12 protein-coding genes and 1 pseudogene are annotated in these 13,433 nt (G+C 64.2%); 8 read left to right on the top strand and 5 right to left on the bottom strand.

Features of this window, described 5'->3' with window-relative positions; translation table 11 throughout:
• Positions 1-52: 52 nt before the first annotated feature.
• Entirely contained in the window at positions 53-985 is a 933-nt protein-coding gene (locus OKW37_RS15065) for a LysR substrate-binding domain-containing protein (RefSeq protein WP_184056805.1), read from the bottom strand.
• A 332-nt stretch (positions 986-1,317) separates the two neighbouring features.
• On the opposite strand from OKW37_RS15065, the gene OKW37_RS15060 reads away from it, so the two are divergent.
• The 4 genes from OKW37_RS15060 to OKW37_RS15045 all read left to right on the top strand — a co-directional run bounded on the left by OKW37_RS15060 (position 1,318) and on the right by OKW37_RS15045 (position 6,251).
• Positions 1,318-2,916 (top strand): ABC transporter ATP-binding protein, encoded by a 1,599-nt coding sequence (locus OKW37_RS15060; RefSeq protein ID WP_184056802.1) that lies wholly within the window; start codon positions 1,318-1,320, stop codon positions 2,914-2,916.
• A 101-nt stretch (positions 2,917-3,017) separates the two neighbouring features.
• Complete coding sequence (locus OKW37_RS15055) at positions 3,018-4,124, top strand: ABC transporter permease (protein ID WP_090805345.1); 1,107 nt, start codon at positions 3,018-3,020, stop codon at positions 4,122-4,124.
• A 39-nt stretch (positions 4,125-4,163) separates the two neighbouring features.
• Entirely contained in the window at positions 4,164-5,093 is a 930-nt protein-coding gene (locus tag OKW37_RS15050; RefSeq protein WP_090800507.1) for an ABC transporter permease, read from the top strand.
• 63 nt (positions 5,094-5,156) lie between these two features.
• Entirely contained in the window at positions 5,157-6,251 is a 1,095-nt protein-coding gene (locus OKW37_RS15045) for a BMP family ABC transporter substrate-binding protein (RefSeq protein WP_184056799.1), read from the top strand.
• Between the two features lie 109 nt (positions 6,252-6,360).
• Here the strand turns inward: OKW37_RS15045 and OKW37_RS15040 are convergent, their stop codons facing one another.
• On the bottom strand, positions 6,361-6,570 hold the full coding sequence (locus OKW37_RS15040) for a dodecin (RefSeq protein ID WP_018435559.1): 210 nt from the start codon (positions 6,568-6,570) through the stop codon (positions 6,361-6,363).
• Positions 6,571-6,866: 296 nt separating this feature from the next.
• Here OKW37_RS15040 and OKW37_RS15035 point away from each other — a divergent pair.
• From OKW37_RS15035 to OKW37_RS15025, 3 genes and pseudogenes are all read left to right on the top strand, one after another.
• Positions 6,867-7,007 (top strand): annotated as a pseudogene (locus tag OKW37_RS15035) (NAD(P)-binding domain-containing protein); the annotation flags it as partial.
• Positions 6,988-7,212, top strand: a complete 225-nt coding sequence (locus OKW37_RS15030; RefSeq protein WP_429408509.1) for a hypothetical protein — start codon at positions 6,988-6,990, stop codon at positions 7,210-7,212. The pseudogene OKW37_RS15035 and the gene OKW37_RS15030, both read left to right, overlap by 20 nt.
• Positions 7,213-7,305: 93 nt before the next feature.
• A complete protein-coding gene (locus OKW37_RS15025) occupies positions 7,306-8,898 on the top strand; it encodes an ABC-F family ATPase (protein ID WP_090800503.1) in 1,593 nt (530 codons plus the stop codon).
• Between the two features lie 154 nt (positions 8,899-9,052).
• On the opposite strand, the gene OKW37_RS15020 is transcribed toward OKW37_RS15025, so the two are convergent.
• From OKW37_RS15020 to OKW37_RS15010, 3 genes are all read right to left on the bottom strand, one after another.
• Positions 9,053-9,985, bottom strand: coding sequence for a uracil-DNA glycosylase (locus OKW37_RS15020; protein WP_260320944.1), 933 nt, complete (start codon positions 9,983-9,985; stop codon positions 9,053-9,055).
• A 110-nt stretch (positions 9,986-10,095) separates the two neighbouring features.
• Complete coding sequence (locus tag OKW37_RS15015) at positions 10,096-10,299, bottom strand: DUF1289 domain-containing protein (protein WP_090800501.1); 204 nt, start codon at positions 10,297-10,299, stop codon at positions 10,096-10,098.
• 123 nt (positions 10,300-10,422) lie between these two features.
• Positions 10,423-11,724, bottom strand: coding sequence for an Nramp family divalent metal transporter (locus OKW37_RS15010; protein ID WP_429405611.1), 1,302 nt, complete (start codon positions 11,722-11,724; stop codon positions 10,423-10,425).
• 534 nt (positions 11,725-12,258) lie between these two features.
• Between OKW37_RS15010 and OKW37_RS15005 the strand changes: the two genes are divergently transcribed.
• Positions 12,259-13,359 (top strand): polyamine ABC transporter substrate-binding protein, encoded by a 1,101-nt coding sequence (locus OKW37_RS15005; protein WP_184056793.1) that lies wholly within the window; start codon positions 12,259-12,261, stop codon positions 13,357-13,359.
• The last annotated feature ends 74 nt before the right edge of the window (positions 13,360-13,433 follow it).

The following is a 13,433-nucleotide window of genomic DNA, read 5'->3' as shown; positions in this document are numbered from 1 at the left end:
AGTCGCTGATCCGTGAGCGGCGGCGCCAGTGCGAACGGCGCCGCATGCGGCGTCAGGACTTGTCGATCAACGTCCGGGTCGCCTCGCCAACCACGCCGCGCAGCCAGCGCACTTCATCGGAATAATGCACGCGCTCGTGCCACAGCTGGTAGTACTGCATCGGCGGAAAGTCGAGCGGCGCGGGCATCACGGTCAGCGGCAGAAAGTTCGCGTAGTAGTCGGCAAAGAGGCGCGTCGTCGTGAAGATCAGATCGGATTTGATCAGCACGTACGGCGCGAGATTGAAGTAGGGCAGCGTGACGACCACATGGCGCTTGAGCCGCTCGCGCGCGAGGTGCACGTCGATCGCGCCGCGCTGGCCGACCGAATACGGCGTCGGCGCGAGATGTGGCGCGTTCAGGTACTGGTCGAGCGTGAGCCCGCCGCGTTTGGCGAACGGATGCGTGTTGCTCATCAGGCACACGATCTGATCGACGAACAGGTTCGACAGATGCAACTGCTCGGGCGGCTCCGGCCAGTTGCCGACCACGATGTCGAGCTTGCCGTCCTCGAGCGCGAGTTCGTAGTCGAACGCGGGGCCGAGCGAATGGAATTCGAGCGTCGCGTTCGGTGCGGCCTTGCGGAAACGTTCGACGACCGTCGGCACGAACAGCACGTTCAGGTAGTCGGGACAGCCGATCCGGTAGCAGCGGATCGACGTGGCCGGATCGAAGTTGTGCTGCTGGAACTTGATGCGCTCGATTTCGCGCAGCGCGTTCTGCACCGGTTCGAGCAGGCGCAGACCGTACTCGGTCGGCACCATGCCGGACTTGCCGCGCACCAGCAGCGGGTCGCCGGTGATGTCGCGCAGACGGCGCAGCGCCGCGCTGATGGCGGGTTGGGACTGGTTCAGTTTGACGGCGGCGCGGGTGACGCTGCGCTCCATCAGTAGCGTGTGCAACACGCGCAGCAGGTACGTGTCGATCGCCTCGCGTTGCTGGCTCATGGATTCTCCGAATATATGTGCAGGCTGATCGAACGAACGTGGGGGTATATGCGTTTTAATATGGACGAAAAACGGCGTCAAGGGCGATATACCCGCAGAGCTTGTAGCGGCGGGGGTTTGCGGGAATTTTGTCAACTCGACTGAGTGGGGCGAATTAGGTATTGTCATCCGGTTGTGGTGACGGATCGCCAGCCGGCGAGGCGGACCGATAGTCCGCAATCCGGCGGCAAGCAGGCGGCAAGCAGGCGGCAAGCGGCAAGCAGGCGCCAAGCAGGCGCCAAGCAGGCGCCAAGCAGGCGGCAAGCAGCGTCACGAACGCACTACGGAATCTCATGAGCGACACTCCACTTAGCGACGGCGCGCAACTCACCGGCCAGGCGGTGCCTCGGCTCGCGCTGACGGGCATCACGAAGCAGTACCCGGCCGTGCGCGCCAACGACGACGTCACGCTCGTCGTCGCGCCCGGCGAAATCCACGCGGTGCTCGGCGAGAACGGCGCGGGCAAGAGCACGCTGATGAAGATCATCTACGGCGCCGTGCGACCCGACGCCGGCGAGATCCGTTGGGAAGGCGAGACGGTCGACATCGCGAGTCCGGCGGCCGCCCGCAAGCTCGGCGTCGGCATGGTGTTCCAGCACTTCTCGCTGTTCGAGACGCTGACGGTCGGCGAAAACATCGCGCTCGCGCTCGACGAACCGTTCGATCTGAAGACGTTGGCCAAACGCATTCGCGAGGTGTCGGCCGACTACGGGCTCGACATCGATCCGCAGCGGCATGTCCACAGCCTCACCGTCGGCGAGCGGCAGCGTGTCGAAATCGTGCGCTGCCTGCTGCAGAATCCGCGTCTGTTGATCATGGACGAACCGACCTCGGTGCTGACGCCGCAGGCGGTCCGCAAGCTCTTCACGACGCTGCGCCGGCTCGCGGCCGAGGGCTGCAGCATCCTCTACATCAGCCACAAGCTCGACGAAATCCAGGAGTTGTGCGACACCGCGACGGTGATGCGCGGCGGTCGCGTGACCGGCCATGTGACGCCGAAGAACGAGACGCATGCATCGCTCGCGCAGTTGATGGTCGGCCACTCGCTGCCGGACTACACGCGGCGCGAGCACAAGCCGGGCGCGGTGCTGCTCGACGTCAGGCAGTTGTCGGTCGCGAGCGACGATCCGTTCGGCACCTCGTTGCGCGACGTGTCGTTCAGCGTGCATGCGGGCGAGATCTTCGGCATTGCCGGTGTGTCGGGCAACGGGCAGGCGGAACTGCTCGCGGCGTTGTCCGGCGAGAAGCGCGCTGAAAAACGCAGCCTGCCGGCCGACGCGATCACGATCTGCGGCAAACCGGCCGCGCGCCTCGGCGCGGGCGCTCGGCGCGCGCTCGGCTTCGGCTTCGTGCCCGAAGAGCGGCTCGGCCGCGGCGCGGTGCCGGCGATGAGCCTTGCCGACAACGCGCTGCTCACCGCGCATCGGCAGAGCATGGTCAACTCGGGCTGGATCAAAACGGCTGTGATGCGCGCATTCGCGAAGCGCTGCATCGACGCGTTCGACGTGCGCTGCGGCGGCCCCGACGCGCTCGCGCAAAGTCTGTCGGGCGGCAATCTGCAGAAATACATCATGGGCCGCGAGATTTTGCAGGCGCCGAAGGTGCTCGTGGTCGCGCAGCCGACGTGGGGCGTCGATGTCGGCGCGTCGGCGTTCATCCGTCAGCAACTGCTCGATCTGTCAGCGCGCGGCGTTGCGATTCTGGTGATCTCGGAGGAACTGGAAGAGCTGTTCGATATCTGCGATCGCATCGCGGTGCTCGCGGGTGGGCGGCTTTCGCCGGTGCGCGCGACCGGTGCGACCAACGCCGAGGAAATCGGCCGCTGGATGGCGGGGCTGTTCGGCGACCGCGAGGGCGCGGCGCCCGCGGCGGATCAACCGGCGCATGCATGAGGCGAGGCGTTGCCCGCCGGCCACGCCAACACGCTAACACGCTAACCACGCACGCGAATGCGGACCCTGAAGAACAGAACCCGAACAAATACACGCTACCCATGATGCTTCCCTATCGACTCGAAGCCCGCACGTCGCCGTCGCGCACGATGCAGCTCGCCGTGCCGCTGATCGCCGCGTTGCTGACGCTCGCGATCGGCTTCCTGATCTTCGGCCTCGTCGGCCGCGACCCGTTGCAGGCGATGCACGGGTTTTTCATCGAGCCGCTGTCGAGCATCAACGGCTGGTCGGAGCTGCTGCTGAAGGCGTCGCCGCTGTGCCTGATCGGCCTCGGTCTCGCGATCGGCTATCGCGCGAACGTGTGGAACATCGGCGCCGAAGGGCAGATGCTGCTCGGCGGCATCGCGGCGAGCGGCGTCGCGATCTATTTCGATCAGGCGAGCGGCTGGTGGATTCTGCCGACCATGATGGCGGCCGGCATCCTCGGCGGCATGGCGTGGGCCGCGATTCCCGCGTTTCTGAAGAGCCGCTTCAATACCAACGAGATTCTCGTGAGCCTGATGCTCACGTACGTCGCGACGCAACTGCTGATCTATCTCGTGAGCGGCCCGTGGCGCGATCCGCAGGGCATGAACTTCCCGCTGTCGGAGATGTTCAGCGGCGACGCGCTGTTTCCGACGCTGTATGGCGACTGGCACTGGAAATTTCTGCGTGGCACGCGCCTGAACGCGTCCGTGTTCCTCACGCTGATCGCGATTCCGCTCGTCTGGCTGTTCATGCGCAAGAGCTTCGCGGGCTACCGGATGAACGTCGGCGGACTTGCGCCGCTCGCCGCGCGCTACGCCGGTTTCTCCGACAAGAAGACGATCTGGACGTCGCTGCTGATTAGCGGCGGCCTCGCGGGCCTCGCCGGTATGGGCGAAATTGCCGGTCCGATCGGCCAGTTGCAGGCGACGTGGTCGCCGGGCTACGGCTTCACCGCGATCATCGTCGTGTTCGTCGGCAGGCTGCATCCGCTCGGCATCGTGCTCGCCAGTCTGCTGATGGCGTTGCTGTATCTCGGCGGCGAAGCGGTGCAGACCTCGATGCAATTGCCGCAGGCGCTCTCGGGCGTGTTCCAGGGGCTGCTGCTGTTCTGCCTGCTCGGCGCCGACCTGTTCGTGAACTACCGCGTGCGGCGCCGCTCGGCCGCAGCAGTGGCTCGTTAAGTTTGCCAATCAGCTCGCCAATCCGCTTTCAGACTCGATATGGATATCCAGCAAGCCAGCGCGCTCACGTCGAGCGCGATCACCGCGTCGATCCCGCTGATGTTCGCGGGCGCCGGCGAACTCGTCGCCGAAAAATCGGGCGTACTAAATCTTGGCGTGGAAGGGATGATGCTGATGGGCGCCGTCAGCGGCTACGCGGTCACGTCGATCACCGGCAGCCCGTGGCTCGGCGTGCTCGCCGCGATCGGCGCCGGTCTCGCGATGTCGCTGCTGTTCGCGTTCCTCACGCTGACGATGCTCGCCAACCAGGTCGCGACCGGCCTGTCGCTGACGATCTTCGGCATCGGGCTGTCCGCGTACGTCGGCAAGCCGTACACGTCGGCGGCGGTGCGCGCGACGATCGATACGTGGACGATCCCCGGCCTGTCGAACATCCCGGTGCTCGGCCCCGCGCTGTTTACCCTTACGCCGCTCGATTACCTCGCGTTCCTGATGTTCGCCGCGATCGGCTGGTTCCTCTATCGCACGCGCGCGGGACTCGTGCTGCGCTCGGTCGGCGAATCGCCGCAGGTCGCGCATTCGGTCGGCTTTCCGGTGGTCGGCGTGCGCTATGGGGCGGTCGCGTTCGGCGGTGGCATGGCGGGGCTCGCGGGCGGCTACTATTCGATCGTCAATCTGCACCTGTGGCAGGAGAACCTGACCTCGGGCCGCGGCTGGATCGCCCTCGCGCTCGTGGTGTTCGCGACGTGGCGCCCTGGGCGACTGCTGATCGGCTCGCTGCTGTTCGGCGCGGTGACGGGGCTGCAGTTCTATGCGCAGGCGATCGGTGTGCCGGTGCCGACGCAGTTCCTCGCGATGCTGCCGTACGTCGCGACGATCGTCGTGCTCGCGCTGATCTCGCGCAATCCGAACACGATTCGCCTGAATGCACCCGCGTCGCTCGGCAAGCCGTTTTTCTCGGCGGGCTGACGGCGACACAGGTCCTTTATCGATCCGCTCAAACTATTCGCTCATTACGACAGGGGAGAAAACATGAAGAGAAGAAATCTGCTGACCGCTTTCGCTTGGGGTGCGGCGTCGCTGGCGCTTGCGGCGCCGCTCGCGCAAACCGCGCAGGCCGCTGACGTGCCGGGCGTCGCGTTCGTCTATCTCGGCAATCCGGGCGATGCCGGCTGGACCTTCGCGCACGATCAGGGCTCGCGGGAAGCCGAAGCGAAGTTCGGCAACAGGATCAAGATTACGCGCGTCGAGAACGTGCCCGAATCGGCCGACTCCGAGCGCGTGTTCCGCGATCTCGCGAACAAGGGCAACAAGATCATCTTCGGCACGAGCTTTGGCTACCAGGACTTCGAGCTGAAGGTCGCGAAGGACTTCCCGGACACCATCTTCCTGCACGCGACCGGCTACAAGAAGGCGCCGAACTTCGGCACCTACGATGTGCGCATGTACCAGGGCGCGTATCTGGCCGGCGTCGCCGCGGGCTACGTGACGAAGAGCAACACGCTCGGCTTCGTCGCGTCGGTGCCGATTCCGGAAGTGGTGCGCAACATCAACGCGTTCACGCTCGGCGCGCGCTCGGTGAATCCGAAGGTGCATACGAAGGTGATCTGGATCAACAGCTGGTTCGATCCGGGCAAGGAAAAGCAGGCCGCCGAAACGCTGATCGGCCAGGGCGCCGACGTGCTGCTGCAGAACACCGATTCGAGCGCGACGCTCGCGACCGCGTCGGAGAAGCACGTGCACGCGTTCGGCTGGGATTCGGATATGAAGAAGTTCGGTCCTGACGCGCATCTCGGCTCGGTGGTCGCGCACTGGGGCGTGTACTACAGCGCGGTGATCCAGCAGGTGCTCGACGGCAAGTGGACGAACGCTCCGGTGTGGTGGGGCATTCCGCAGAAGGCTGTCAATCTCGAGGACCTGAACACGTCGGCGATTCCGGCCGATGGGCAGAAGCAGGTTGCCGCGAAGCGCGACGAACTCGCGAGCGGCAAGCGCGACGTGTTCACGGGCCCGATCAAGGATCAGTCGGGCACGGTGAAGGTGCCTGAAGGCAAGACGCTGACCGATCCGGAACTGCAGCGCCTGAACTGGTACGTGGAGGGTGTCGACGGGTCGCTGCCGAAGTAAATCGGGCGATCCGTCGTTGAAAAAAAGCTGCGTCCAGCCCCGCCTGGACGCAGCTTTTCTGTTTGCGGCTTGCGCGTGGCAACGGGCAAGCGTGTCGTGCGGTCGCCGCTCAGTCCTCGATGCGCAGGCCGACCTTCAACGTTACCTGCCAGTACGCGACCTTGCCGTTCTCGATCTGGCCGCGCGTTTCCGTGACCTCGAACCAGTGCAGATTGCGCAGCGTTTCCGACGCTTTGGCAATCGCGGTGGTGATCGCGTCGTCGATCGATTTCTTCGACGAACCGGTCAGTTCGATCTTCTTGTAAACGTGTTCTGACATGAGTTCCTCCTTGGTGTGCGCCGCTGGTCAGTAAAACGCTGCTCGGAAACGTGCATGGAAAAAGTATAGGCAACGGTTCGCGCAGTCCGACGGACAGATGCGCCCTCGCCAGCGCAATCGCCTGCGCGGCGGATCAGACGCCGCCGCTCGAACCATCGATACTGCACATCGCATGCCCGGTATCGCGCGACTTCAGCGCCTGGCGCGGTCGCTATCATCTGTACGCAACATAAGCGATTCAATCTGATAGCCGACGAGGTTCGAACGTGGAAACTGGTTTTTGCGGCCCCGGCCTGATGGGCGCGCCGATGATCCGGCACCTGCTGCGCGCGGGTCATAGCGTGCATGTGTGGAACCGCACGCGAGCCAAGGCCGAGGCCTTGCGAGCCGAGGGCGCGCACGTCATCGATACGCCGCGTGAGCTGGCCGCGCGCGCTGGCGCGGCGGGTGGCGGATTTCGGCGAGGCGGGCGGGGGGCGGACGGCGCGGCGGGGGAGCGCCTACGAGACCGGCACGCCGATGCCGGTCACGTCGACGGTCCAGCAATTGCTGCGACTGGGTGCCGCGATGGGACTCGCCGACGCGGATTTTTCGGCCTTCATCGACATTCTGCAGACGCCACGCGGCGGCTCGAACGGGTGACGCGGGCCGCGCCGGACCAACTGTCGGGTTGAAATCTCTAAACCTGCTAAAATATTCGGTTTTTCGCCGATATCACATTCAAAGGGACGCGCTGTGCTGTCTACTGCCAATATCACCATGCAATTCGGGCCGAAGCCCCTCTTCGAGAACATTTCGGTCAAATTTGGGGGAGGGAATCGCTATGGCCTGATCGGTGCGAACGGCTGCGGTAAATCCACCTTCATGAAGATTCTCGGTTCGGATCTCGAGCCCAGCTCGGGCAACGTGATGCTCGAGCCGAACGTGCGTCTGGGCAAGCTGCGCCAGGACCAGTTCGCGTACGAAGACGTGCGCGTGCTCGACGTCGTGATGATGGGCCACGCCGAAATGTGGGCCGCGATGACCGAGCGCGACGCGATCTACGCAAACCCCGACGCGACCGACGACGACTACATGCACGCGGCCGAGCTCGAAGCGAAGTTCGCCGAGTACGACGGCTACACGGCCGAAGCGCGCGCGGGCGAGCTGCTGCTCGGCATCGGCATCGCGATCGAAGACCACAACGGCCCGATGAGCAACGTGGCGCCCGGCTGGAAGCTGCGCGTGCTGCTCGCGCAGGCGCTGTTCTCGAAGCCGGACGTGCTGCTGCTGGATGAGCCGACCAACAACCTCGACATCAACTCGATCCGTTGGCTGGAAGATGTTCTCAACCAGTACAACTCGACGATGATCATCATCTCGCACGACCGGCACTTCCTGAACCAGGTCTGCACGCACATGGCCGACATGGACTACGGCACGCTGAAGGTCTATCCGGGCAACTACGACGACTACATGCTCGCCAGCACGCAGGCGCGCGAGCGTCAGCAGGCCGCCAACGCGAAGGCGAAGGAGCGCGTGGCCGATCTGCAGGACTTCGTGCGCCGCTTCTCGGCGAACAAGTCGAAGGCGCGCCAGGCCACCAGCCGTCTGAAGATGATCGACAAGATCAAGATCGAGGAATTCAAGCCGTCGTCGCGGCAGAACCCGTTCATCCGCTTCGAGTTCGAGAAGAAGCTGCACAACATCGCGGTGGTCGCCGACAGTATCTCCAAGAAATACGAGCGCTCGATCTTCAATAACTTCAGCATCAGCGTGCAGCCGGGCGAGCGCATCGCGATCATCGGCGAGAACGGCGCGGGCAAGACCACGCTGCTGCGCTCGTTGCTCGGCAATCTGCAACTCGACCACGGCACGGTGAAGTGGGCGGAAAACGCCAACGTTGGCTACATGCCGCAAGACACGTACGAAGAGTTTCCGGGCGACGTCACGCTGATGGACTGGATCGACCAGTACCGCAAGGAAGGCGACGACGAGCAGATGGTGCGCGGCACGCTCGGCCGGCTGCTGTTCAATGCGGACGACATCCGCAAGTCGGTCAAGGTGCTGTCGGGCGGCGAGAAGGGCCGCATGATCTGGGGCAAGCTGATGCTGGGCCGCCACAACGTGCTGCTGATGGACGAGCCGACCAACCACATGGATATGGAGTCGATCGAGTCGCTGCAGATCGCGCTCGACAAGTTCGACGGCACGCTGATTTTCGTCTCCCACGACCGCGAGTTCGTGAGCGGCCTCGCGAACCGGATCATCGAAGTGAAGACCAATGGCACGCTGAACGACTTCGGTGGCAACTATGAGGACTTCCTGACGAGTCAGGGCGTGCAATAAGCGCCTGGTTGCTGGTCTTCAGCTATTCGCAAAGGCCCACGCCGGCAGTTTGCCGGCGTGGGCCTTTTTTGCTTTTGGTGGCTATCCGGCGCCCCAGGCGAACATGCGTTCACAGTGAAGACCGCTCAATGATTCGATCGCGACCAGCACCGGACTAATGCCGGCTCGACGCAAGCCGTCGAATCACCTCATCCAGCTTGGCCATATGGCGAACCTTTCCTTGAAGCGCCTCGCTTGCAGGCTTCGCCGCTCTCGCCGTAGGGTGCCGCACGAGTTCGTGTAGAGGCCGCATCGGGTGACTGAGCAACGCGCTTTCCGCTTCCCGCCCAAGCGCAACGAACCGTACGGTTCGAGGGAACAGGCTGATGAAGTCGGCCAGAATCTGGCCCGTCGCATGTAGCTCGTGATTCGTTGGGCGGCGATTGCTCTGGGCATCTTCGTCCGCGAACGGATGAAACGGGAACGCATTCCATAGCGCAAACTCAGTCGGTCCGAATCCATTGGCAAGCATCGTCTGCCAGACGACCGAGGCGGTTCTCTCATAGACCCCGTAGTCGCGGTCCGTCATTCGAGACAGCGCATCACGGCAACTGGTGCGGGCTGCCGGGCCAGGGAGGTAGTCCGGTAGTGGGCTGTGGTCCGATCCCGTGGCGAAGCTGTTGAGCTTCGTATCGTTGCCAAGCAGAATCCGCTCGGAGGTCATCGCGATGCCTGTGAAACGCCCGCCGCGGCAGCTCAGCGCCTCCGCAATCAGGATGATCTCGACACTCCTTTGGCGGGCTTGCAGGTAGGCCGCAAGTTGTTGCTGGCGAATCCGCGGCGCGTTGATGCCGGGCTGATCGCGCTCATCGGTCTCGGACCATGGATTGAACACGTTCGCCATGCGGCGCCATTCTGCGAGGCACTGAACGAAGTCCTTGGCGGTGGTCATGTAGCCGAAGTTTTGCGAGGCGTTTTCAGGTTCAGTTGCGTCGGGATCTGAAGCGTCTATGGCCGCGAGCCGGCTCTGTCCAACGTATAGCACGTTGCGTAACGCGACCCTCGGTCGCAGCCCGACAATTGATCCGCTGATCGTCGGCGTCGGCATGCGCTTCTGATGCTCGCATCAGAAAACGTGGGCCATAAAAAATGCCGGGAGGTCCCGGCATTTTTTATGGCCGCAACCGGCATCAACGCTCAAGCGCGCAACGAACACCCTCACACCTTGTCGTTCTGAAACCGCATCGCCGTGCCTTCCCGTTCGATCCGAGTCCAGATCGCGCGCTTTTCCTCGTCGCTCAGAAACACCCAGTTCGACACTTCGGTGGCGGTGCGGCCGCAGCCTTTACAGACCTCGTCGAAGAGCGTGGAGCAGACGCCGATGCACGGGCTGTCGGGAAGATCGTGGAGATTCGAAGTCATCGGAAACCTTGAGGCGGGGAGGCGAAGTCCCGCTATGTTAACCGATGCGCGCCGTGCGCCTTGCATGCGCCGCTCAGCGTCGTGCGAACTTCATGTCAATTGCGCTGACCTTTGCGTCTGCGATCACGCCGAAGTCGCCAGTTGCCACATCAGCGCGCCATTGAGCGCAATGATGAACGCCGCCGACAGCCATGACAGCACGAGCGGCACGCCGTGCACGCGCCAGCCGCGCATCAGCGCCGCATCGGACGCGCAGCGGATCAGCGGCACGACCGCGAGCGGCAATTGCAAGCTCAGCACGACCTGGCTCGCGACCAGCAACTGATTCGAGCCATGCTGGCCGAACACGCCCACCGCGAGCAGGGCCGGCCCGATCGCGAGCGCACGCGTGAGCAGCGCGCGTTTCCAGCGCGGTAACCGCAGCCGCAGGAAGCCCTCCATCACCGTCTGACCGGCCAGCGTGCCGGTGACGGTCGCGCTGAGTCCGCACGCGAGCAGCGCCGTCGCGAACAGGATGCCGGCCCAGCGGCTGCCGACGAGCGGCGCGATCAGCCGATGCGCATCGGCCAGATCGGTCACGTCGCGATGGCCGCTCGCATAGAACACGGCCGCCGCGACGATCAGCAGCGCCGCGTTGATCACGAACGCGAACGCAAGCGAGCCGAAAGTATCGAGATTGACGACGTGCAGCGCGGCCTTGATCTGCGCGTCGCTGCTGTCGGGCGCGTGATGCTTGACGAGCGCCGAATGCAGATACAGGTTGTGCGGCATGACCGTCGCGCCGACGATGCCGGCCGCGAGCCACAGCATGCCCGCGCTTCTGATCAGCTCCAGGCTCGGCACGGTGCCGGCCAGCGCCGCGTGCCAGTCGGGTCGCGCGAGCGCGAGCTGCACGACGAAGCACAGGCCGACGAAGCCGATCAGCGCGGCGATCACCGCCTCCAGCCTGCGGCGGCCTTTCTGCTGGAGCGCGAGCAGCGCGAAGGTGCAGACCGCCGACATCAGCACGCCGACCGTCAGCGACACGCCGAGCAGCAGTTGCAGCGCGGCCGCGCTGCCGACCACCTCGGCGACATCGCAGGCGATGATCGCGACCTCGCTGGTCAGCCACAGGAACAGCGTCGCGCGCCGGCCATTGCGCTCGCGGCACAATTGCGCGAGGTCGCGCCCGGTCACGACGCCGAGGCGCGACGACAGCCATTGCATCAGCATCCCCATCAGGCTCGACAGCAGCACGATGCCGAGCAGGCGGTAGCCGTAGCCCGCGCCGGCGCCGAGCGCGGTCGCCCAGTTGCCGGGATCGATATAGCCGACCGCGATCAGCGCGCCGGCGCCGAGGAACGAGAACCAGTGCGCGGGACGCATCGGCTCGCCCGGCAGGCGCCGGCGCCGGTTGGGACGCATCGCGAAAGGATTGGTGTTCATCGTGCCAGAGCTTGTGGGAAACGCATCCTGTTGCAAGTCACATGCCCATCGCACGCGCGCAGCGGCTGGCCGGCCATCGCGCGACGACGTCGCGCAATACGCATCAAAAGATCATGATAGGAGCATTCGAGCCGTCGTGGCGGCGCCGCGGCGCATGAAAGGCGCGCCGGACGCCGACGCGGCTCTGCACCGGCAAGCACCGTCCGGCACTCGCGCGCGCCAGAGCGGCGCACCGTCCAGGCGCGAGCCAACGCCGAGCTGACAACCAGATAACAGCGACGCGATGAAACCCTCGCAGCCTGTGCCCAGCGCGGATAAAGCGCGGCCGACGACCGCGTATTTTTCGGTAGACACGGGCCGATAACCCGTTAAAATTGCGCCCATTTTGCAAGGGTGCGGCCAGAGCCTGTACCGTTTGCGCGACAGCTCCGGGTTTTTTTTTGTGCGGGCAATAATTGGTGGTAGTTTTCGGGGTTTTCAGGGGACCGTGCGGGCGACGGCGCGGCTTGAGTGACGAGAGGATCGGAGAACGGGATGAACAAGCGGATAGTGGGGCATATGGCGGCGCTGATCTTGTGCGCGGCGCCGTGGTTGACGGCCGCTGCGAAGGATACGCAGCTCAACGTGTATAACTGGTCCGACTACATCGCGAAGGACACGATACCGAACTTCACCAAACAGACCGGCATCCAGGTCAAGTACGACAACTACGACAGCGACGACACGCTGCAGGCGAAGCTGCTCACCGGTCACTCGGGCTACGACATCGTCGTGCCGACCAGCAACTACGCGGGCAAGCAGATCGCCGCGGGCATCTTCGAGCCGCTCGACAAATCGAAGCTGCCGAACCTGAAGTACCTCGACCCGTCGCTGATGGCGCTCGTCGCCGGCGCCGATCCAGGCAACAAGTACGTGGTGCCCTGGGCGTACGGCACGACCGGCCTCGGCTACAACGTGACGAAGGTCCAGCAGATCCTCGGCAAGGACGCGCCGCTCGATAGCTGGGACATCCTGTTCAAGCCGGAATACATCTCGAAGCTGAAGGCCTGCGGCGTGTCGGTGCTCGACGCGCCGGACCAGATGTTCGCAGCTGCGCTGCACTACATAGGCAAAGACCCGATGAGCACGAACCCGGCCGACTACCGCGCCGCGCTCGCGATGCTGAAAAAGATCCGCCCGTACATCACGCAGTTCAACTCGTCGGGCTATATCAACGACCTCGTCGGCGGAGACATCTGCTTCGCGTACGGCTGGTCGGGCGACGTCGTGATCGCCAAGCATCGCGCGATCGAGGCGAACAAGCCGTACAAGATCGAGTACTTCGTGCCGAAGGGCGGCGCGCCGGTGTGGTTCGACGTGATGGCGATTCCGAAGGACGCGAAGCACAAGGAAGCCGCGCTCGAGTGGATCAACTACATCGAGACGCCGCAAGTGCACGCCGCGATCACCAACGCCGTGTACTACCCGAGCGTCAATATGGAAGCGCGCAAGTACGTGGACAAGGACGTCGCGAACGATCCGGCCGTGTACCCGTCGCCGGAAACCATCAAGACGCTGTTCCTGTTGAAACCGCTGCCGCAGGAAATCCAGCGGCTGCAAACGCGGCTGTGGACCGAGTTCAAGTCCGGCCGCTAAGCGCGACAACAAACAGATAAGCAGCCTATGAAGCCCTCGGTGTTCACCGGGGGCTTTGTTCGTCAAACGCCGGA

It is taken from the genome of Paraburkholderia sp. MM5482-R2 (assembly GCF_050436125.1).
Lineage (GTDB): Bacteria > Pseudomonadota > Gammaproteobacteria > Burkholderiales > Burkholderiaceae > Paraburkholderia > Paraburkholderia tuberum.
The sequence above is the reverse complement of the archived record's forward strand: the minus strand, read 5'-3'. Positions and strand labels throughout refer to the sequence as shown.